This is a genomic window from Pseudomonas sp. Leaf58 (genome assembly GCF_003627215.1).
Lineage (GTDB): Bacteria > Pseudomonadota > Gammaproteobacteria > Pseudomonadales > Pseudomonadaceae > Aquipseudomonas.
In genome coordinates this window covers 3,704,157-3,724,921 of record NZ_CP032677.1, presented here as the reverse complement: position 1 = coordinate 3,724,921, position 20,765 = coordinate 3,704,157, and the positions used below count along the sequence as shown (strand labels likewise).

At 62.6% G+C, this 20,765-nt stretch carries 16 protein-coding genes; 5 read left to right on the top strand and 11 right to left on the bottom strand.

The features are described 5' to 3' along the window. Positions 1-181: 181 nt before the first annotated feature. The 6 genes from DV532_RS17290 to puuE all read right to left on the bottom strand — a co-directional run bounded on the left by DV532_RS17290 (position 182) and on the right by puuE (position 6,058). Positions 182-967 (bottom strand): outer membrane protein OmpK, encoded by a 786-nt coding sequence (locus DV532_RS17290; RefSeq protein ID WP_056801556.1) that lies wholly within the window; start codon positions 965-967, stop codon positions 182-184. A 142-nt stretch (positions 968-1,109) separates the two neighbouring features. After that, positions 1,110-2,465 carry a nucleobase:cation symporter-2 family protein gene (locus DV532_RS17285; protein WP_056801466.1) on the bottom strand — a complete coding sequence of 452 codons (1,356 nt, stop codon included), beginning with the start codon at positions 2,463-2,465 and terminating at the stop codon, positions 1,110-1,112. Between the two features lie 224 nt (positions 2,466-2,689). Next, positions 2,690-4,018 carry a urate hydroxylase PuuD gene (locus DV532_RS17280; protein WP_056801464.1) on the bottom strand — a complete coding sequence of 443 codons (1,329 nt, stop codon included), beginning with the start codon at positions 4,016-4,018 and terminating at the stop codon, positions 2,690-2,692. Between the two features lie 45 nt (positions 4,019-4,063). Further along, the gene (locus DV532_RS17275; RefSeq protein ID WP_056801462.1) at positions 4,064-4,567 is read right to left on the bottom strand and encodes an ureidoglycolate lyase; all 504 of its coding nucleotides are present in this window, start codon (positions 4,565-4,567) and stop codon (positions 4,064-4,066) included. A 49-nt stretch (positions 4,568-4,616) separates the two neighbouring features. Next, positions 4,617-5,132, bottom strand: a complete 516-nt coding sequence (gene uraD / locus DV532_RS17270) for a 2-oxo-4-hydroxy-4-carboxy-5-ureidoimidazoline decarboxylase (RefSeq protein ID WP_056801460.1) — start codon at positions 5,130-5,132, stop codon at positions 4,617-4,619. Next, positions 5,132-6,058: an allantoinase PuuE gene (gene puuE, locus DV532_RS17265; protein ID WP_056801458.1), complete on the bottom strand. Its 927-nt coding sequence runs from the start codon at positions 6,056-6,058 to the stop codon at positions 5,132-5,134. The genes uraD and puuE overlap by 1 nt, the downstream gene beginning before the upstream one ends. 399 nt (positions 6,059-6,457) lie before the next feature. On the opposite strand from puuE, the gene uraH reads away from it, so the two are divergent. Next, entirely contained in the window at positions 6,458-6,811 is a 354-nt protein-coding gene (gene uraH, locus DV532_RS17260) for a hydroxyisourate hydrolase (RefSeq protein WP_003259496.1), read from the top strand. 190 nt (positions 6,812-7,001) lie between these two features. Here the strand turns inward: uraH and DV532_RS17255 are convergent, their stop codons facing one another. Beyond that, positions 7,002-8,351 (bottom strand): NCS2 family permease, encoded by a 1,350-nt coding sequence (locus DV532_RS17255; RefSeq protein ID WP_056801455.1) that lies wholly within the window; start codon positions 8,349-8,351, stop codon positions 7,002-7,004. Between the two features lie 284 nt (positions 8,352-8,635). Here DV532_RS17255 and DV532_RS17250 point away from each other — a divergent pair, with 284 nt between their 5' ends. Both DV532_RS17250 and aqpZ read left to right on the top strand, forming a co-directional pair. Next, complete coding sequence (locus DV532_RS17250; protein ID WP_056801453.1) at positions 8,636-9,391, top strand: GntR family transcriptional regulator; 756 nt, start codon at positions 8,636-8,638, stop codon at positions 9,389-9,391. A 150-nt stretch (positions 9,392-9,541) separates the two neighbouring features. Beyond that, entirely contained in the window at positions 9,542-10,240 is a 699-nt protein-coding gene (aqpZ, locus tag DV532_RS17245; protein ID WP_056801451.1) for an aquaporin Z, read from the top strand. On the opposite strand, the gene guaD is transcribed toward aqpZ, so the two are convergent. The 4 genes from guaD to xdhA form a co-directional block, all read right to left on the bottom strand. Continuing rightward, the gene (gene guaD, locus DV532_RS17240) at positions 10,237-11,541 is read right to left on the bottom strand and encodes a guanine deaminase (protein ID WP_056801450.1); all 1,305 of its coding nucleotides are present in this window, start codon (positions 11,539-11,541) and stop codon (positions 10,237-10,239) included. The two genes, aqpZ and guaD, sit on opposite strands and share 4 nt — an antisense overlap. A 10-nt stretch (positions 11,542-11,551) precedes the next feature. Next, positions 11,552-12,397: a xanthine dehydrogenase accessory protein XdhC gene (xdhC, locus tag DV532_RS17235; protein ID WP_056801448.1), complete on the bottom strand. Its 846-nt coding sequence runs from the start codon at positions 12,395-12,397 to the stop codon at positions 11,552-11,554. Between the two features lie 74 nt (positions 12,398-12,471). Next, positions 12,472-14,871 (bottom strand): xanthine dehydrogenase molybdopterin binding subunit, encoded by a 2,400-nt coding sequence (xdhB, locus tag DV532_RS17230; protein WP_056801446.1) that lies wholly within the window; start codon positions 14,869-14,871, stop codon positions 12,472-12,474. Further along, positions 14,864-16,318, bottom strand: a complete 1,455-nt coding sequence (xdhA, locus tag DV532_RS17225; protein ID WP_056801444.1) for a xanthine dehydrogenase small subunit — start codon at positions 16,316-16,318, stop codon at positions 14,864-14,866. Before xdhA ends, xdhB begins: the two co-directional genes overlap by 8 nt. Before the next feature lie 268 nt (positions 16,319-16,586). On the opposite strand from xdhA, the gene DV532_RS17220 reads away from it, so the two are divergent. Beyond that, positions 16,587-17,246: a GntR family transcriptional regulator gene (locus DV532_RS17220; RefSeq protein ID WP_056801442.1), complete on the top strand. Its 660-nt coding sequence runs from the start codon at positions 16,587-16,589 to the stop codon at positions 17,244-17,246. A 3-nt stretch (positions 17,247-17,249) separates the two neighbouring features. Continuing rightward, on the top strand, positions 17,250-20,738 hold the full coding sequence (gene smc, locus DV532_RS17215; protein ID WP_056801440.1) for a chromosome segregation protein SMC: 3,489 nt from the start codon (positions 17,250-17,252) through the stop codon (positions 20,736-20,738). The last annotated feature ends 27 nt before the right edge of the window (positions 20,739-20,765 follow it).

The window sequence follows — 20,765 nt, the reverse complement described above, 5'->3', positions numbered from 1 at the left end:
TCTTTCAGGCTGGCAACACGTTGGCCAACCGCCCATATTCATTGACTGAGCGGTCAGTAAACGCAGGCAGAATCCGTTCTGCCCTGATCGAGGGGGCGCGCAGATTACTGGCTTGCGCGCCTTGCCTCAAGTGCTCCGTCCTGGAGCAGTGTGGATCAAACTTGTGCGTTTGGTCAGTTTTTTAGAAGTGTACCTTGATCAGGGCACTGGTGACGCTTTGGTTGCTGTCGAGGTTGCCCTGGCTGTCGATGCCGTACTTGTCCTTCCAGTAGCTGTACTCAATGCCCACATACAGCTGCTTGGCGCCCAGGTTCAGGGCCTTGCCCAGGTCGTACTTGACCTGCGGGTTGAACTGCAGGTTGGCGTGGTAGGTGCCGCGACGGGTTTGGTCGTTGTCCACCACCCAGTCCATGTAGCCGTCGATCAGAATGTCGGACTTGCCCACCGGGATCGTGTAAGACCAGGCCGGGGTGATCTGCCAGACGTTATCACCGGGGCGGCTGCCTTCGGTGTTGCGCACGTAGAAATTCAGGGTGAAATAGTTGAAGCCGGGGATGTCCAGGTCGAAGCCGGGGCCGATCAGGTAGGCCTCGTTGTCGCCCTCGCCACGCTCGTAGGTCATGGCCAGCAGCACGTCCTTGATCGGGCCGAACGCCAGCTTCTGGTCGAAAATCTTGCCGAATGACAGGCGCGGGCTGAATTCACCGTAGTAGCTGGTGACGCCTTTGCCCGGGTCGGGCTTGCCGTTGTAAAAGACCTTGTCGACGAACATGAAGGTGTCGCCGTACTTCCATTTGTTGGCGTGCTCGAAGGTCACCGTCTGCTGGATGCTGGGGTTGACCTTGAAGTCCTTACCGTACAGGTAGCTCAGGCTCTCGCCGTGCCACAGCAGCCAATCGCCGGCGTGGGCGGGGAGGGTGGCCAGCAGGCTGCTGCCCAGCAGTAGGGACGAAGTGATGCGTTTCATGTTGTGGTTCCCGGACTTATTGTTTTTGTTGGCGGTTTTTTTGGCGCACAGGCGCCCCGAGCGGCCCATTCCGGCGGGCCGACGGTGAAACGGTTGTTGGGCAAGCGGGCGGGGGCGGCAAACGGTGCCGCCCCCTGTTGGCTCAATGCTGGTGACAGACGTCGTTGTGCGCCGCGCGGTCAGCACCACCGAGGATGTTGAACAGTACGTTCAACACCAGGGCACTGACTGTGGCCATGGCGATACCACTGTGGGTGATGGGTTCCATCCACTGTGGCATCTGGGCGAAGAACTCCGGGCGCACCACGGGGATCAACCCGAAGCCGACGCTCACGGCAACCAGCAACTGATTGCGGCGGTCGCCGATGTCCGCCTCCTGAAGAATCTTGATCCCGGTGGCGGTGACCATGCCGAACATGGCGATGGATGCGCCGCCCAGTACCGCAGGTGGGATCGAGGCAATCAGGAAGGCCGCCTTGGGCAGCAGGCTGAGCACGATCAGCAGTGCGCCGGCGACGATGGTGACAAAGCGGCAGCGCACCCCGGTCATCTGCACCAGGCCGATGTTTTGCGCAAACGAGGAGTGGGTGAAGGTGTTGAAGAAGCCAGCGATGAACGATGCACCGGCATCGCACAGCAGGCCGCGCCGCAACATCCCAGGGGTCACTTCACGGTCGGTCACCTTGCCCAGGGCCAGGAACATGCCGGTGGATTCGACGAAGATGATCACCACCACCAGGCACATGGACAGGATCGGCGCCAGGCTGAACGTTGGCATACCGAAGTGCAGCGGGGTTACCACTTGCAGCCACGGTGCGTCGTTCAGGCCCGACAGGTCGACCATGCCGATGGAGCCGGCCAGGATGTAGCCCAGACCCATGCCCACCAGCACTGACACGTTGACCCAGAAGCCGCGCATGAAGCGGTTGATCAGCAAGATCACCGCCAGCACCAGGCCGGCCACCAGCAGGTAGATTGGCGCACCGAAGTGCTCCGCTTCTTGCCCACCACCGGCCCAGTTGACCGCCACCGGGAACAGTGACAAGCCAATCGAGGTGATCACCGTGCCGGTGACCAGTGGCGGGAAGAAGCGTACAACCTTGGACATGAACGGCGCGATCAGCATGCCGAAGAACCCGGCGGCGATGGTCGCGCCGAAGATCCCCTGCAGGCCCACGCCGGGCATGCCGGCCATGGCTACCATGCTGCCGACGGCAGCAAAACTGGCACCCATCATCACCGGCATGCGGATGCCCACCGGGCCGATACCGAACGACTGGATGATGGTAGCGACGCCAGCGACCAGCAGATCGGCGTTGATCAGAAAAGCAACTTCTTCACGGGACAGGCCGGCAGCCTGGCCGATGATCAAAGGTACGGCAATGGCGCCACCGTACATCAGCAGAACGTGTTGCAGGCCAACCAGGATCAGTTGGAACAAGGGCAGAGGCTCTCGCGGCGGCGCAATGGGGATGTGCGCCTTGCGTGACTCGGACATGCAGCACCTCGAGTTTTGTTTTTATTCTCGGATCCAAGCGCCGGCCTCGGGCAGCAGGCTCCCGGTGAAGAGAGCCTGGGGTTTGCGCCAGAGGTCGAACGCTCGATGCTTGCTTGTTGCGTAACACATCAAACGTGAGGTCGGCTGTACCGGCCTCTTCGCGGGCAAGCCCGCTCCTACAGGGGAGGTGATCCCCCGGGAACGGGTTGCCTGGCAGGGTGCTCTCAGTTGACCGGGGCGCCTTTGGCGATCCAGTCGCCGACCAGCTTGCGCTCTTCGGTGGTCATCTGGGTGATGTTGCCCAGCGGCATGATCTGGCTGGCGACCGCTTGCGCTTGAATGCGCGCGGCCTGGGCCTGGATTTGCTGCGGGGTGTCGAACATCACGCCGGCAGGGGCGGCGCTGAACAGTGGGCTGGTCGGTTTGGACGAGTGGCACACGGTGCAGCGTTCCTGGATGACATTGTGGATCTTGTCAAAGGTCTCGCCGCCGGCCTGGGCTGTGGCCTGAGCCGGGGCTTCAGCGGGGGCGGCAGGTGCTGCGGCAGCCTTGGCGGCGTCCTCGGCACGCTGTTCGGCAGCGGTCTTGCCACCGACGGCGGTCGCGGGCAGCGGTTGGTACTCGACCTTCGCAGCGGCCTGCTCAGGGCTTACGGCCATCGGCTTGGGGCCGGTGACGTAGGCCAGGCAGATCATTGCCAGGGCGCCGACTGGCAGGGTCCAGGCATACTTGTTGCTGTCGTGGCGGGTGTTGAAGTAGTGGCGGATCAGAACCGCGGCTACTGCAATGCCCGCCAGGATCAGCCAGTTGTACTGGCTACCGTAGGTGCTCGGGAAATGGTTGCTGATCATGATGAACAGCACCGGCAGGGTGAAGTAGTTGTTATGGCGCGAGCGCAGCAGGCCTTTGGCCGGCAGGCGCGGGTCGGGCGTGGTGTTGGCTTCGATCGCCGCCACCAGCTGGCGTTGGGCCGGCATGATGATGCGGAACACGTTGCCGACCATGATGGTGCCGATGATCGCACCGGTGTGCAGGTACGCACCACGGCCGCTGAACACCAGGCTGAAGCCCCAGCAGGCGGCAATGATCAGCACGAACAGCACACCACCGAGCAGCGCTGGCTTCTTGCCCAGGGGCGAGTCGCACAGGAAGTCGTAGATGAACCAGCCAGCGACCAGCGAGCCGATACCGATGGCCACGCCTTCGGCACCGCTCAAGGTGCTGCCAGGGGCCAGCAGGTACAGCGCCGGGTTCCAGTAGAACACCACGCACAGCAGGGCGATACCGGACATCCAGGTGAAGTAGGCTTCCCATTTGAACCAGTGCAGGTTCTCGGGCATTTTCGGGGGGGCGAGTTTGTATTTCTCCAGGTGGTAGATACCACCGCCGTGAATTGCCCAGAGATCACCCGACAACCCATCGCGCGGGTTGCTTCGGTTCAGGTGGTTCTCCAGCCAGACGAAGTAGAACGATGCACCGATCCAGGCGACGCCGGTGATCATGTGAACCCAGCGAATGCTCAGGTTCAGCCATTCGTGAAGGTGTGCTTCCACAGTATGTACCTCTGCCAATCACCGTGAACGATGATCGACCTTTTCTTATTGGTGGGGATTGAGGATCAGCATCTGTTCCTCGGTGAAGTAATGCTCATCGCAGTTGTTGCCAGAACCACTGCGATCAACCACCAGGAAATCATCCCGCTTTTCGATCGTCAGCACCGGGTGGTGCCAAACGCCGCGATGGTAATTAACGCCCTGCCTGCCGTTACTGCGGAAGGCGCGGACCAAGCCTGATACAGGTGCATCGCCAACGGGCGCGACCACGATCAGAAAGGGGTTGCCGAGCAGCGGGATGAAAGCCTGGCTGCCCAGCGGATGGCGTTCCAGCATGCGCACGGTCAGCGGCATGTCCAGCGCATCGGCGCGGAAGATGCTGATGATCGCCTTGTCTTCAGGCTCGGCGGTTTCCACTGTGGCGAGCTTGTGAAAACGCATGGTCGAGCCGTTGTTGATCATGAAGTGGTCGCTGCCATCGGTTTCGATCACGTCTCCGAAGGGGGCGAAGGCTTCTTTGCTCAGGGGCTCGATCATCAGGGTGCGCATGCGGGTCTCTCTTATATGTTCGTTGTACTGAATGAGGTTCGGCTGTTACTTACAGCTGCAGCAGGCGGAACAGGGCGATCAGGTTGATCTGCGCCAGGGCTTCCTTGAATTCGGCATCGGTGTCGTTGTGGATGCGTTTTTCGAAGGAGGCGAGGATCTGGTGCCGGTTGCTGCCCTTGACCGCCATGATGAACGGGAACTTGAACTTGGCCTTGTAGGCGTCGTTCAGTTCGGTGAAGCGGGCGAACTCTTCGGCGGTGCACTGGTGAATGCCGGCGCCGGCCTGCTCGTTGGTGCTCGATTCGGTCAGCTCGCCCTGCACGGCGGCTTTGCCGGCCAGGTCCGGGTGAGCGTTGATCAATGCCAGCTGGTCGGCGTGGTTGGCGCTGAGCAGGATGTCGCTCATGCGCTGGTGCAGCGCCTCGATCTCGTCCAGCTCGCCCAGTTGGCCCAGGTCGTAGGCTTTTTCGGCCACCCACGGCGAGTGCTCGTAGATGTCGGCGAAGGCCTTGACGAAGGCGTCACGGCCCAGGGCGGATGGCTTGAGGGTGTTGAAGGCAGTCATCAGGCGTTCTCTTTCTGGTACGGGTGGGTGGTGTGCCAGTGGCGGGCGATGTCCACGCGACGGGCGAACCAGACCTGGTCATGGCTTTTTGCGTAATCGACGAAGCGCTTCAGTGCAGCCAGGCGCGCTGGGCGGCCGACCAGCCGGCAGTGCAGGCCGATGGAGAGCATTTTTGGCGCTTCGGCGCCTTCGGCGTACAGCACATCGAAGGCGTCCTTAAGGTACTGGAAGAACTGCTCGCCGCAGTTGAAGCCCTGTACCTGGGTGAAGCGCATGTCGTTGGTGTCGAGGGTGTAGGGGATCACCAGGTGCGGCTTGCCGGTGGGGTTGTTCGGCTCCCAGTAGGGCAGATCGTCGTCATAGGTGTCACTGTCATACAGGAAGCCGCCTTCCTCCATCACCAGGCGACGGGTGTTCGGGCCAGTGCGGCCGGTGTACCAGCCTAGTGGGCGTTCACCGGTGATTTCGGTGAGGATGCGGATGGCTTCGAGCATGTGCTCGCGCTCCTGGGCCTCGTCCATGTTCTGGTAGTCGATCCAGCGGTAGCCGTGGCTGCAGATTTCGTGGCCGGCTTCGGCCATGGCGCGGATCACGTCGGGGTGGCGCTGGGCGGCCATGGCCACGGCGAAGATGGTCAGCGGCACGCCGCTGTCCTTGAACAGCTTCAGCAGGCGCCACACACCGGCACGGCTGCCGTACTCGTACAGCGACTCCATGCTCATGTTGCGCGCGCCCTGCAGTGGCTGGGCAGCGACCATTTCGGACAGAAAGGCTTCGGATTCCTTGTCGCCGTGCAGGATGTTGCGTTCGCCACCTTCCTCGTAGTTGAGGACGAAAGACAGCGCGATGCGAGCGTTGCCCGGCCATTGCGGGTGAGGGGGGTTATTGCCGTAACCGATCAGGTCGCGAGGGTAGTCAGCGCTCACTGCAGTCTTCCTTCTTGTGCGTTAGTGCGGGGGGTGGGCGGGCCGCGTCGGTATGTCGCACCACCGGATGGGCTGATTGTATACAACTTCTGAAATCTTTTGTAAGCCTGTTTTTCCGCATTTCTTCCCTTTTGTCGCCTCGAAGCGCGCGCTGAAAACAGTGCAAGAAACCTGCCTGACTGGTCAGCTAATGACGTTGTCGTCGGCACAGCGTCTGTATTCGCGACCGATGGGGCGTTTCTTAGCATGAACAGGAGTGCGCGGAGGAAGGGATCAAAAAATTGTGTACAATTTTGCGATGGAATGTCTTAATGGTGTCATTCCCGCACATCGCAGGCCTGCTGGCGTGCTGATGGCCGTGTATTTTTTGCCCACAGATTGAACAAGAGGCGACAAGCAATGGGACGTTTGACCACACACGTACTGGATGCCGCGCATGGCTGCCCGGGCAGCTCGATCAAAGTCGAGCTGTACCGTGTCGAAGGCCAGCAGCTGGAGCTGGTGAACACTGCCCTGACCAACAGCGATGGCCGCGTCGATGCGCCGTTGCTGCAGGGCGACGACTACCGCACTGGCGTTTACCAGCTGCAGTTCAGCGCCGGCGACTATTACCGCGCCCGCGGCGTGCAGCTGCCGGCTCAAGCGTTCCTGGATGTTGTTGTGCTGCGCTTTGGTATCGATGAGCAGCAGGAGCACTACCACGTGCCACTGTTGATCTCGCCGTACAGCTATTCGACCTATCGTGGAAGCTAGTTGGTCGCTAGAAGAATCTTCGTAGGTCCTTTGGCCCGCTCTCACACTGGCGGGCTTTTTTTCGTCTGCTGTTTTTGTATTGCCTGTGCCGGCCTCTTCGCGGGCAAGCCCGCTCCTACGGGGATGTCACGGCCTTCATGACGCACACTAAAGAAAGGGCGCCGAGGCGCCCTTGCTGGGTGCAGCAGGGTTAGAGGAACACGAACTTGGCAATGAAGATCGCGCACAGCACCCACAGGCTGGCGGAGATTTCCTTGTACTTGCCGGTACCTGCCTTCAACGCCACATAGCTGATGAAGCCCAGGGCAATGCCATCGGCGACCGAGAAGGTCAGCGGCATCATGATCACCGTGACGATTGCCGGAATGCTGTCGGTGGCTTCATCCCAGTGGATGTGCGCCATGCTGCCCATCATCAGCATCGCTACGTAGATCAACGCACCCGCTGTCGCGTAAGCCGGAATCATCCCAGCCAGTGGGGCGAAGAACATCGCTGCGACGAACAACAGGCCAACCACCACCGCCGTCAGGCCAGTACGCCCCCCCGCAGCAACGCCCGCGGCGCTTTCTACATAGCTGGTTACCGGCGGAACACCCACCACGGCACCGAATACACTCGACGCGCTGTCAGCCTTCAATGCCCGCGACAGGTTCTCGATACGCCCATCCGGTGCTACCAGGTTGGCCCGCTGCGCCACGCCCATCAGGGTGCCGGCGGTGTCGAACATGTGCACGAACAGAAACGCCAGCACTACGCTGATCATGCTGACGTTGAATACGCCCGCCACATCCATCGCCATCCAGGTCGGTGCCAGGCTTGGCGGCATCGACATCACCCCGCCGAACTTGACCAGGCCCAGGCCCCAGCCGGCCAGGGTGACGCCGATGATGCTGATCAGGATGGCGCCGAACACCCGCTTGTAGCTGAGGATGGCGATCAGCAAAAAGCACACGGCCGCCAGCAGTGGCCCTGGTTCATGCAGCGAGCCCAGCTTGATCAGGGTGGCCGGGCTGTCGACGATGATGCCCGCCGTCTTCAGGCCGATCAGCCCGAGGAACAAGCCGACGCCGGCCCCCATGGCATGGCGCAGGCTGACCGGGATGCTGTTAAGCAACCATTCGCGCACTTTCGACAAGGTCAGGAACATGAACAGCACGCCCGAGACGAACACCGCCCCCAGCGCCGTTTCCCAGTTGTAGCCCATGGTGCCAACCACGGTGTAGGTAAAGAAGGCGTTCAGCCCCATGCCCGGCGCCAGGCCCACCGGCCAGTTGGCGTACAGGCCCATCAGCAGGCAGCCCAGTGCGGCGGCGATGCAGGTGGCGACGAAGGCGGCACCATGGTCGATGCCGGCGTCGGCCATGATGTTGGGGTTGACGAAGATGATGTAGGCCATGGTGATGAAGGTGGTCACCCCGGCGATCATTTCGGTTTTGACAGTGCTGCCGTGTTGCTTGAGTTTGAAAATCCGCTCCAGCCAACTCGTTTCGAGCGGTGGGGCGAGATCCAGCGTAGGGGCTTCGGATTTGCGGCTTTCCACAGCGAGTACTCCTCAAGTCTTTCTTGTTGTTGTTGGGCCTGGAACCTGAGCGATGCACGTGGCGGCCCTACGAGGGAAGGCAGACGTCTGACCGTTTTATTGACTCAAGGGTCAAGAAGTTGCTCGATGGATTATGCTTTTGTGTACAAAGAATGCAAATAATGTTTTATCTTTTGTGCGCGCAATGCGTCGTGCAACGGCTATATAGGTGAAAACGCCCCCTGCGGAATCGCCTCAGCCTGTGTACAATGACGCCATACTTTCTCTTCGTGCCTCGAGAGCCCATGAACGAACAGCTGCAACCTCTGAAAAAACCTGCACGTGTCGGCAAGGCCGGCCGCAGCGGTACCCAGGACGACATCGTCTACGCGCATATTTTCGAGGCGATCCTCGAGCAGCGTCTGGCCCCGGGCACCAAGTTGAGCGAGGAAGCGCTGGGCGAAATCTTCGGCGTCAGCCGCACTATTATCCGCCGCGCCTTGTCGCGTCTTGCCCACGAAAGCGTGGTGCTGCTGCGGCCGAACCGCGGCGCGGTGGTAGCCAGCCCGACCGTGGAAGAAGCACGCCAGGTATTTTTCTCGCGGCGCATGGTCGAACGGGCCATTACCGAACTGGCTGTGCAGCACGCCACCCTCGAGCAGCTCAACGAGCTGCGGCAGATGGTGCGCGATGAGCGCGACAGCTTCTCGCGCGGTGACCGCGGCGCCGGTATTCGCCTGTCCGGCGAGTTCCACCTCAAGCTGGCTGAAGCCGCAGGCAATGCGCCGCTGGTGAGCTTCCAGCGCAGCCTGGTATCGCAGACCTCGCTGATCATCGCCCAGTACGAAAGTGGCAACCGCTCGCATTGCTCGTATGACGAGCACATGCAGTTGATCGATGCCATCGAGGCACGCGATGCCGAGCAGGCGGTGAGCCTGATGATGCACCACATGGACCACATCGACAGCAAGCTGAACCTGGACGAGGAGAGCGCCTCGGACGACCTGCATGCGGTGTTCTCGCATTTGCTGAAAAAACCCAAGGTTTCGGCCAAGGGTTGATCGCTTGCCTAGATGAATGAAGGGGCCGCTGCGCGCCCCCAGCCATGTGTGGCCTTTAACCAAACGTCTGCTAAATTCTTGTGAGCAAACCTTCATCAAGCAGTTGGGCTTGCGCATCCATTGCGTCCACGACTTGCTGAGGAACGGTTAATGACCATGTCTCTGGGTAAACGAATGGGTGCCGAGCTGATCGGTACCTTCTGGTTAGTGCTTGGCGGCTGCGGCAGTGCGGTGCTTGCAGCCAGTTCCCCCGTCGGCATCGGTGTTCTGGGTGTCGCCTTCGCTTTCGGCCTCACCGTGCTGACCATGGCCTTCGCCATTGGCCATATCTCCGGCTGCCATCTCAACCCCGCCGTGTCGTTCGGGTTGGTGGTGGGAGGGCGCTTCCCGGCCAAAGAGTTGCTGCCCTATGTGATCGCCCAGGTAATCGGCGCCATCCTCGCTGCCGGAGTGATTTATCTCATCGCCAGCGGCAAGGCCGGCTTCGAGCTGTCTTCAGGGTTGGCTTCGAACGGTTACGCCGACCACTCGCCTGGCGGTTACACGCTGGGCGCTGGGTTCGTCAGTGAAGTGGTGATGACCGCCATGTTCCTGGTGGTCATCATGGGGGCCACTGACGCCCGGGCGCCGGCGGGCTTTGCGCCGATTGCCATCGGCCTGGCCCTGACCCTGATTCACCTGATCTCGATCCCGGTGACCAATACCTCGGTCAACCCCGCGCGTAGCACGGGGCCGGCACTGTTCGTCGGCGGCTGGGCCCTGCAGCAGCTGTGGCTGTTCTGGGTGGCGCCGCTGATCGGTGCGGCAATCGGCGGCGCGCTGTATCGGGGCCTGGCGAAAGAGCCTTAACGCTGGTGCACGCAACGCCCGGCAGCGTAGGTTTCGCGTACGCTGCGGTCGTCGCCCAGGGTGGTGAGCACGAACAGGGTTTCCTCGATACTGTTGGATTGCTGGATGCGGTAGTCCAGCAGTGGCGTGGCCTTGTAGTCCAGCACCACGAAGTCGGCATCGTTGCCCGGGCGCAAGCTGCCGATGCGGTCGTCCAGGCGCAGCGCGCGGGCGCCGCCGAGGGTGGCCAGGTACAGCGACTTGTACGGGTGCAGGCGCGCGCCTTGAAGCTGCATCACCTTGTACGCCTCGTTCAAGGTGTGGAGTAGCGAGAAACTGGTGCCGGCGCCAACGTCGGTGCCCAGGCCCACGTTGACCTTGAAGCGCTCGGCCTGCGGCAGGTTGAACAGGCCGCTGCCGAGGAACAGGTTGGAGGTAGGGCAGAACGCTACCGCCGAACCGGTTTCGGCTAGGCGTTGGCATTCTTCGTCACACAGGTGCACACCATGGGCGAACACCGAGCGCTCGCCCAGCAGCTCGAAGTGGTCGTACACGTCGAGGTAACCCTTCTGCTCGGGGAACAGCGACTTGACCCAATCGATTTCCTTGAGGTTTTCCGACAGGTGCGTGTGCATGTACACGCCTGGGTGTTCCTTGAGCAATTGGCCCGCCAGGGTTAGTTGTTGCGGGGTGCTGGTCGGGGCAAAACGTGGGGTGACGGCATAGTGCAGGCGGCCCTTGCCGTGCCAGCGTTCGATCAGCGCCTTGCTTTCGGCATAACCGGACTCGGCGGTATCGGTCAGGTATTCGGGTGCGTTGCGGTCCATCATCACCTTGCCGGCGATCAGGCGCAGGTCCAGGCGCTCGGCTTCTTCAAACAGGGCATTGACCGATTCTGGGTGCACGCTGCCGAACACCAGCGCGGTGGTGGTGCCGTTGCGCAGCAGTTCCTTGAGGAAAATCTTCGCCACCTGGTCAGCGTGGTCTTTATCGGCAAACTGCTTTTCGCAGGGGAAGGTATAGGTGTTCAGCCAGTCCAGCAGCTGTTCGCCGTAGGAGCCGACCATGCCGGTTTGTGGGAAATGGATGTGGGTGTCGATGAAACCCGGGGTGATCAGCGCGTCCTGGTAGTGCTCGACCGGAATGTCGGCGTCCAGGGTCGGCAGCAGTTCGCTGGCGTGGCCCACGGCGCGGATGCGGCCATCGTCGACCACCAGCAGGCCGTCCTCGAAGTATTCATGGGAAGCCTCCAGGCCCACCTCGGCCGGGTCGGCGATGCTGTGCAGAATGGCGGCACGGTAGGCTTTGCGGGTAACGGTCATAACACACTCGTCAATTGGCTTGGCTGCGCCGGGAGGGCGGCAGCAACTGGGCAATGGGGCCGGCATTGGCGGCAGCGTCGTGCTGGCCGAAGCAGGCGTTGTAGGTGGCGATGATTTCACCGGCGATGGACACTGCGATCTCGATGGGCAGCTTGCCCTTGACCTCGGCCAGGCCCATCGGGCAGCGCATGCGCGCCAGCACCGCATCGTCGTAGCCGCGCTCGCGCAGGCGATGCTCGAACTTGACCCGTTTGGTTTTCGAGCCGATCAGGCCGAACCAGGTAAAATCGTTGCGTTTGAGGATGGCGGCGGTCAGCTCCAGGTCGAGCTGGTGGTTGTGGGTCATGACGATGCAGTAGCAGCCTGGTGGCAGGCTTGCCACTTCGTCGACCGGTTCCTCACTGATGACCTTGGTCACCCCGTCGGGGATCAAGGCAGGGAACTCCTGCTCGCGCGAGTCGATCCAGCGCACCCGGCAGGGCAGCGCGGCGAGCAAGGGTACCAGAGCCCGGCCGACATGGCCCGCGCCGAACACGGCGATCTGCGCCTGCACGGCAGCCATGGGTTCGAACAGCAACACGGTCACGCCGCCGCAGCACTGGCCCAGGCTGGCGCCTAGGCTGAAGCGCTCCAGGTGCGGGGTAGTACGCTGCTCTTCGAGCATTTGCCGGGCGATGTGCAGGGCCTTGTATTCCAGGTGGCCACCGCCGATGGTGTCGAACAGGCCGCTGGCGCTGACGACCATTTTCGAGCCGGCGTTGCGCGGGGTCGAGCCGCGCTCCTCGATGATGGTGACCAGCACGCAGGCTTCGCCACGGGACTGGTGGTCGGCGAGGGCGTTGATCCATTGGTGCATGATGCAACCTCTCTAAGCCATGCTGCAGATCCTGTGGAGGCGGGTAAACCCGCCCCCCACAGGGCCCTGCATTGTCAGTGAGACACGGTTTCCAGTTCCTGTTCGGCAGGCTGCGCGGCAGCCAGCGCTTTGCGCATCTGCTCACACCCCCACAACACCCGCTCCGGTGTCGCCGGTGCATCCACCTGTGGCTGCACGCGGTAATCGGCAATGCTGGCCACGGCGTCCTTGATCGCACACCAGGCTGCAATGCCAAGCATGAACGGCGGCTCGCCCACGGCCTTGGAGTGGAACACGGTGTCTTCCGGGTTCTTGCGGTTTTCCACCAGCTTCACGCGCAAATCCAGCGGCATGTCGGCCACTGCCGGGATCTTGTAGCTGGCCGGGCCGTTGGTCATCAGCTTGCCCTTGGCGTTCCACACCAGCTCTTCGGTGGTCAACCAGCCCATGCCCTGGATGAAGCCGCCTTCCACTTGGCCAATGTCGATGGCCGGGTTCAGCGAATCGCCCACGTCATGCAGGATGTCGGCGCGCAGCACCTTGTACTCGCCGGTCAGGGTGTCGACGACCACTTCTACGCAAGCGGCGCCGAAGGCGTAGTAGTAGAACGGCCGACCACGCGCCTGGCTGCGGTCGTAGAAGATTTTCGGCGTGCGGTAGAAGCCGGTACTGGACAGTGACACCTGAGCGAAGTAGGCCTGCTGCACCAGTTGCTCGAAGCTGACGATCTGATCGCGCACGCGCACATGACCATTGCGGAATTCGACGTCTTCCTCGGTCACCTGGTAATGCCGCGCGGCAAACTCGGTCAGGCGCTGCTTGAGAATTTCGGCAGCGTTCTGCGCCGCCTTGCCATTCAAGTCGGCACCGCTTGACGCAGCGGTGGGCGAGGTGTTGGGCACCTTGTCGGTGTTGGTGGCGGTGATCTGGATGCGGCTGAAATCAACCTGGAAGATCTGCGCTACCACCTGCGCCACCTTGGTGTTCAGGCCCTGGCCCATTTCGGTGCCGCCGTGGTTCAGGTGGATGCTGCCGTCGGTGTAGATATGGATCAGCGCACCCGCCTGGTTGAGGAAGGTGGCGGTGAACGAGATGCCGAACTTGACCGGGGTCAGCGCCAGGCCCTTCTTCAATATCGGGCTGTGGGCGTTGAAGCGGCGGATCGACTCGCGGCGTTCGGCGTAGTCGCTGCTCGCCTCCAGCTCGGCGGTCATCTCTTCGAGCATGTTGTGCTCGACGGTTTGGTAGTAGTGGGTGACGTTACGCTCGGTCTTGCCGTAGTAGTTGGCCTTGCGCACCGCCAGCGGGTCGCGGCCCAGGTGGCGGGCGATGTGGTCCATCACCTGCTCGATGGCGACCATCCCCTGCGGGCCGCCAAAGCCGCGGTAGGCGGTGTTGGAGGCGGTGTTGGTCTTGCATCGGTGGCCGTGCACGGTGGCATCGCCCAGGTAGTAGGCGTTGTCGGAGTGGAACATGGCACGGTCGACGATCGAGCCAGACAGGTCGGGCGAGTAACCACAGTTGCCAGCCAGGTCGAGGTTGATGCCGTGCAGGCGGCCGTCGTCGTCGAAGCCCACGTCGTACTCGACGTAGAACGGGTGGCGCTTGCCGGTCATGGTCATGTCTTCGACCCGCGGCAGGCGCATCTTGGTCGGCTGGCCGGTCAGGCGCGCGATGACTGCGCACAGGCACGCCGGGCTGGCGGCCTGGGTTTCCTTGCCGCCAAAACCACCGCCCATGCGGCGCATGTCCAGCACCACCTTGTTCATCGGCACATCGAGCACTTCGGCGACCAGCTTCTGCACTTCGGTGGGGTTTTGCGTGGAGCAGTAGACGATCATGCCGCCGTCTTCGGTGGGCATCACCGAGGAAATCTGCGTTTCCAGGTAGAAATGCTCCTGGCCGCCGATGTGCAGGGTGCCTTGAATACGGTGGGGGGCAGCGGCCAGGGCGGCAGCGGAATCGCCGCGCTGGTGGGTGTGGCTGTCGAGTACGAAGTGCTTCTTGCGCAGTGCCTCGACCACGTCCAGGACCGGCTCTAGGTCTTCGTACTCGACGATCGCGGCCATGGCTGCACGGCGCGCAGTTTCAAGGTCGCGGGCGGCCACGGCGAGCACCGGCTGGCCGAAGAACTCGACCTTGTCGATGGCCAGCAGGGGGTCACCGGCCACCACTGGGCCAATGTCTTTCAGGCCGGGGATGTCTTCGTGGGTGATGGCGATGCGCACACCTTCGAAGGCATAGCACGGGGCGGTATCGATGCGCAGGATGCGCGCATGGGCACGGTCGGCGGTGCGCGCATAAACGTGCAGCTGGTTGGGAAACTCCAGGCGGTCGTCGATGTACAGCGCCTCGCCGGTCACATGCTTGTCGGCGCTGTCGTGCTTGACGCTGCGGCCGACCCCGCTGGTGAGGTCCTGGCTGAACAGTTCGGCCATCTCGGCCTGGCTCTTGGCTACGTGATGGTTAGACATAAGCGGTCACCCGGGTTTCGATGTACGGCGTTTGCTGTTCGATGAAGTACTTGCGCAGCAGGTTCTGCGCGGCCAGCAGGCGGTATTCCTTGCTGGCGCGGAAGTCGCTGAGCGGGGTGAAATCTTCGGCCAAGGCCTGGCAGGCGCGTTCGATAGCGGCCTGGTTCCACGGCTTGCCGCGTAGCGCTGCTTCGCAGGCATGGGCGCGTTTGGGGATTGCCGCCATGCCTCCGAAGGCAATGCGCACGCCACTGACCACGCCCTCTTCGATGCTGAGGTTGAAGGCCGCGCACACCGCGGAGATGTCATCGTCCAGGCGCTTGGACACTTTGTAGGCGCGGAACGCCCAGTCGCGGGTGGCGCGCGGCACGATGATCTTCTCGATGAACTCGCTGTCTTGGCGGGCCGTGATGCGGTAGTCGATGAAGTAGTCTTCCAGGGGCATTACCCGCTGGCGCTCGCCCTGGCGCAGGACGATCTGCGCATCCAGGGCAATCAGCAGGGGGGGCGAGTCGCCAATCGGCGAAGCGTTGCCGATGTTGCCGCCCAGGGTGCCCTGGTTGCGGATTTGTAGCGAGGCAAAGCGGTGCAGCAGGGCGCCGAAGTCGGGGTATTCCTCGTTCAGCGCGCCGTAACAATCGGTGAGCGAGGTGGCGGCGCCGATTTCCAGGTGGCTGGCGGTTTTCTCGATGCGCTTGAGTTCAGCCACGTGGCCGACGTAGATCATTACCGGCAGGGTTTTGTGGAACTGAGTCACTTCCAGCGCCAGGTCGGTGCCGCCAGCCAGCAGCCGTGCTTCGGGGTGCGAGCTGTACAGGTCGGCCAGGTCGGCCACGGTCAGGGGTACCAGGCAGCGCTTGTCGCCGCTGTTCAGCTCGCCGGTCTGGGTCGGGGCAATGGCCTTGAGGCGGCTGATGGTCTGCGCCTGCTGGGCATCGAACTGGTCGCGACAGGGTTGCCGGCAGCTCTGTGCGGCGGCGTCGAGGATTGGCCGGTAGCCGGTGCAGCGGCACAGGTTGCCGGCCAGGGCTTCCTGGGCCTGGTGCAGGTCGGGGCCGCTGCTGTTCTTTTGCAGGGCGAATAGCGACATGACGAAGCCCGGGGTGCAGAAGCCACACTGCGAACCATGGCAATCGGCCATGGCCTGTTGCACGCTGTGCAGTTGGCCCTGATGCTTCAGGCCCTCGACGCTGATCAGTTGCTTGCCGTGCAGGGATGAAACAAATGTCAGGCACGCATTGAGGCTGCGGTAGCGCAGGCTGTCGTTGCCCTGGTCGTCCTGGGTCAGTTCGCCGACCACCACGGTGCAGGCGCCACAGTCACCACTGGCGCAGCCCTCCTTGGTGCCAGGTTTGCCCAGGTGCTCGCGCAGGTACTGCAGCACCGTCATGTTCGGGTCCAGGGCATGCTCATTACGGAGCTCCTGGTTGACGAGAAACTGGATCACGGGGATGGCCTCGCAAGGGTTTTATTGTTGTTGGGCGGACTCTAAGCAAGAGCTGTTCAGCTGGTCAATATTTTTCTGACTCAAAGGTCAAGAAAATGAACATGTCCATACCCGGCCGAACCTGTTGCCCCTATTGCAAGCATAGATCGCGCCGGCCAATTGGCGGTTTGGCAGGTCAAATAAACCGCACGGCCCCTCTGCGCGATGAGCGAGCAAGTACGCTACAATCCGCCCCTTGTGTACAGTTCAATGATTTTGAAGGAAAACCATGACGTTCAAGGCCCCGGACAGCCTCTCCGAGCAGATTGCCGATTACCTGGCCGAACGCATCATCCGTGGTGAGCTGGCGCCAGGCGAGCGGATCCAGGAGCAGAAGGTCACCCAGGCCCTCAACGTCAGCCGCGGCTCGGTGCGCGAAGCGCTGCTGATCCTCGAACGCCGGCACCTGGTGGCGATCTTGCCGCGCCGTGGGGCCCATGTGACCGAGCTTGATGAGCGCAGCGTACGCAGCTTGTGCGGGCTGATGGGGGAGTTCTACATTCTGCTGGGTAACGCGGTTGCGCAAAAATGGCGCACCGATGCCGACCTGCGCCCGTTTCTGGAGATCCAGCAGCGTTTACAGCTCGCCCATGACCAGTTGGACATCAAGGCCTTCGTCGCCGACAGCTTCGCGGTCATGCGTGCGGCCTATCCGTTCGCCGACAACCCCTATTTGCAGGAAACCGTCGAAAACCTGCAGCCGGCCATGAGCCGTGCCTACTACCTGTCGCTGGACCAGCGCCAGGCCAACATGATCGATTACCTGGAGCTATTCGCCCGCCTGCTCGACGCCGTGGTCGCCCGTGACCTGCCGCGCATTCGCGAGGTGCTCACCGCCTATGGCCAGCGCAGCTGCGAACTGGTGCTGGCGGCGCTGGCCCGAGGCTGATCGATGCGCCTGAAGTGTATTCGTCTGGCCGGGTTCAAGTCGTTCGTCGACCCGACCACGGTCAATTTCCCCAGCAACATGGCGGCCGTGGTCGGCCCCAACGGCTGCGGCAAATCCAACATTATCGACGCCGTGCGCTGGGTGATGGGCGAGAGTTCGGCAAAAAACCTGCGCGGTGAGTCGATGACCGACGTCATCTTCAATGGCTCCAGTGGGCGCAAGCCGGTCAGCCAGGCCAGCATTGAGCTGGTGTTCGACAACAGCGAAACCACCTTGGTCGGCGAATATGCCGCTTACGCTGAGATTTCGATCCGGCGCAAGGTCACTCGCGACGGCCAGAACAGTTATTACCTCAATGGTGCCAAGTGTCGCCGACGTGACATTACCGACATTTTCCTTGGCACTGGCCTGGGGCCGCGTAGCTACTCGATCATCGAGCAGGGCATGATCTCCAAGCTGATCGAAGCCAAGCCCGAGGAGCTGCGCAACTTCATCGAGGAAGCCGCCGGCATTTCCAAGTACAAGGAACGCCGCCGCGAAACCGAAAACCGCATTCGTCGCACCCAGGAAAACCTGGCGCGCCTGACTGACCTGCGCGAAGAGCTGGAGCGCCAGCTGGAGCGCCTGCAGCGCCAGGCCCAGGCGGCCGAGAAGTACCGCGAATACAAAGCCCAGGAACGCCAGCTGAAGGCGCGCCTGGCGGCCTTGCGCTGGCGCGACCTGGACCAACAGGTGCGCCAGCGCGAGTCGGTGATTGGCGACCAGGATGTGTCCCACGAGGCACTGGTGGCCGAGCAGCGCAATGCCGATGCCAGCATCGAACGCCTGCGCGATGGCCATCACGAATTGTCCGAACGCTTCAACCAGGTGCAGGGCCGCTTCTATTCGGTGGCCGGTGACATCGCCCGGGTTGAGCAGAGCATCCAGCACGGTCAACAGCGCCTGCGCCAGTTGCAGGACGACTTCAAGGAAGCCGAGCGTACGCGCCTGGAGACCGAATCGCACCTGGGCCACGATCGCACCCTGCTGGCCACCCTGGGCGAAGAGCTGGCCATGCTCGAACCCGAGCAGGAAATGACCCTCGCCGCTGCAGAAGAAGCCGCCGCCGCCCTTGAAGAGGCCGAGCTAGGCATGCACGGCTGGCAGGAACAATGGGACAGCTTCAACAGCCGCTCCGCCGAGCCGCGCCGCCAAGCCGAAGTGCAGCAGGCGCGCCTGCAGCAGCTGGAAGCCAGCCTCGAGCGCCAGGCCGAGCGCCAGCGCAAGCTGGGCGAGGAGCGCGAGCAACTGGGTAGCGACCCGCAGGACGCCGCGATGCTCGAATTGTCCGAGCAGTTGGCCAGCAGCGAAATGCTGCTGGAAGAACTGCAACTGTCCGAAGAGCAGGTGGTCGAGCGCCTGGAAGGTGCGCGCGAGCAACTGCAACAGGCCACTCAGGCACAGCAGCAGGCGCAGGGTGACCTGCAGCGCCTGGGCGGCCGCCTGGCTTCGCTCGAGGCCTTGCAGCAGGCAGCCCTGGAGCCAGGCGCCGGCGCTGCCGACTGGTTGCGTGGGCAAGGCCTGGAGCAACAACCCCGCCTTGCCGAAGGGTTGCGCGTGGAACCGGGCTGGGAGCTGGCGGTGGAAACGGTGCTTGGCGCCGATCTACAGGCGGTGCTGGTGGACGATTTCAGTCGCCTCGAATTCGCTGGCCTGGAGCAGGGCGAATTGCGCTTGCTGCAAGCCGGCAGCCCTGGCTCAGCGTTGCCCGGCAGCTTGCTGGAGAAGGTCAAAGGCCCTGTCGACCTGGCGCCCTGGCTAGGCCAGGTCATGCCCGTGGAGAGCTTGGCTCAGGCGCTGGCGCAACGCGCGTCGCTCGGCGCCGGCCAGAGCCTGGTCAGCCGCGATGGTTATTGGCTTGGCCGGCATTTCCTGCGGGTACGTCGTGGTGGTGAAGCCGAAGGCGGTGTGCTCGCCCGCGGCCAGGAAATCGAACGCCTGGGCCACGAGCAAGTGGCGCAGGAAGCGGCGCTGGAGCAGCTAGAGCAGCAACTGCAGGCCCTGCGCGAGCAGCAACTGGGCCTGGAAGAGCAGCGTGAACAGCTGCGCCGCCGCACCCAGGAAGAAAACCGCCTGCACGGCGAGCTGAAGGCCAACCTGTCGGCTAGCCGCGCCCGCGCCGAGCAGGTCGAGCTGCGGCGCCGGCGGCTGCAAGAAGAACTGGCCGAGCTGGAAGAGCAGCGCGCCCTTGAGCACGAGCAACTGGGTGAGGCTCGCCTGCTGTTGCAGGAGGCCCTGGAACTGATGGCCCAGGACACCGAGCAGCGCGAACAGTTGATGGCTCGGCGCGACACTTTGCGCGAAAGCCTCGACCGCGTTCGCCAGGACGCCCGCCAGCACAAGGATCACGCCCATCAGCTGGCGGTGCGCTTGGGCTCGCTACGCGCCCAGCACGATTCCACCCGGCAGGCCTTGGAACGGCTGGAGCAGCAGGCCGCGCGCCTGACCGAGCGCCAGGAGCAACTGAGCCTGAACCTGGAGGAAGGTGAAGCACCGCAGGAGGAGCTGCGCCTGAAGCTCGAAGAGCTGCTGGAGCGGCGCATGAGCGTCGACGAAGAGATGCGCCTGGCCCGCCTGCACATGGACGAAGCCGACCGCGAACTGCGCCAGGCCGAGAAGCGCCGCACCCAGGCCGAGCAGCAAGCGCAGCTGCTGCGTGGCCAGCTGGAGCAGTTGCGCCTGGAATGCCAGGGCCTGGACGTGCGGCGCAAGACCGTGCAAGAGCAGTTGCTGGCCGATGGCTATGACCTGCCAGGCGTACTCGCCACCCTTGACGCCGACGCTACTGAGCAGGGCACCGCGCAGGAGTTGGAACAGCTCGACGCGCGTATCCAGCGTCTTGGGGCAATTAACCTGGCGGCCATCGAAGAATACGAGCAGCAGTCCGAGCGCAAGCGCTACCTGGACGCCCAGGACGCCGACTTGGTCGAGGCCCTTGAGACCCTGGAAAACGTCATTCGTAAGATCGACAAGGAAACCCGCAACCGCTTCAAAGATACCTTTGATCAGATAAATGCCGGATTACAGGCACTTTTCCCAAAAGTTTTCGGTGGTGGCAGCGCTTATCTGGAACTGACGGGCGAAGATCTACTCGATACAGGGGTGACGATCATGGCGCGACCACCGGGCAAGAAGAACAGCACCATCCATTTGCTGTCCGGCGGCGAGAAGGCCCTGACCGCATTGGCGCTGGTGTTTGCCATCTTCAAGTTGAACCCCGCACCGTTCTGCATGCTCGACGAGGTCGATGCGCCGCTGGACGATGCCAACGTCGGGCGTTACGCGCGCCTGGTCAAGGAAATGAGTGAAGCCGTGCAGTTCATCTACATCACCCATAACAAGATTGCCATGGAGATGGCCGACCAACTGATGGGGGTGACCATGCATGAGCCCGGTTGTTCACGCCTTGTTGCTGTGGATGTGGAGGCGGCCATGGCCATGGTCGACGCCTGATGCGCGACGATAGGGGCACATTATGTA

Bases quoted from the DNA above. Each gene is read 5' to 3' on its own strand.
- DV532_RS17290 (WP_056801556.1), bottom strand. From the start codon at position 967: ATGAAACGCATCACTTCGTCCCTACTGCTGGGCAGCAGCCTGCTGGCC.
- DV532_RS17285 (WP_056801466.1), bottom strand. From the start codon at position 2,465: ATGTCCGAGTCACGCAAGGCGCACATCCCCATTGCGCCGCCGCGAGAG.
- DV532_RS17275 (WP_056801462.1), bottom strand. From the start codon at position 4,567: ATGCGCACCCTGATGATCGAGCCCCTGAGCAAAGAAGCCTTCGCCCCC.
- uraD (WP_056801460.1), bottom strand. From the start codon at position 5,132: ATGACTGCCTTCAACACCCTCAAGCCATCCGCCCTGGGCCGTGACGCC.
- uraH (WP_003259496.1), top strand. From the start codon at position 6,458: ATGGGACGTTTGACCACACACGTACTGGATGCCGCGCATGGCTGCCCG.
- DV532_RS17250 (WP_056801453.1), top strand. From the start codon at position 8,636: ATGAACGAACAGCTGCAACCTCTGAAAAAACCTGCACGTGTCGGCAAG.
- aqpZ (WP_056801451.1), top strand. From the start codon at position 9,542: ATGACCATGTCTCTGGGTAAACGAATGGGTGCCGAGCTGATCGGTACC.
- guaD (WP_056801450.1), bottom strand. From the start codon at position 11,541: ATGACCGTTACCCGCAAAGCCTACCGTGCCGCCATTCTGCACAGCATC.
- xdhC (WP_056801448.1), bottom strand. From the start codon at position 12,397: ATGCACCAATGGATCAACGCCCTCGCCGACCACCAGTCCCGTGGCGAA.
- xdhB (WP_056801446.1), bottom strand. From the start codon at position 14,871: ATGTCTAACCATCACGTAGCCAAGAGCCAGGCCGAGATGGCCGAACTG.
- DV532_RS17220 (WP_056801442.1), top strand. From the start codon at position 16,587: ATGACGTTCAAGGCCCCGGACAGCCTCTCCGAGCAGATTGCCGATTAC.
- smc (WP_056801440.1), top strand. From the start codon at position 17,250: ATGCGCCTGAAGTGTATTCGTCTGGCCGGGTTCAAGTCGTTCGTCGAC.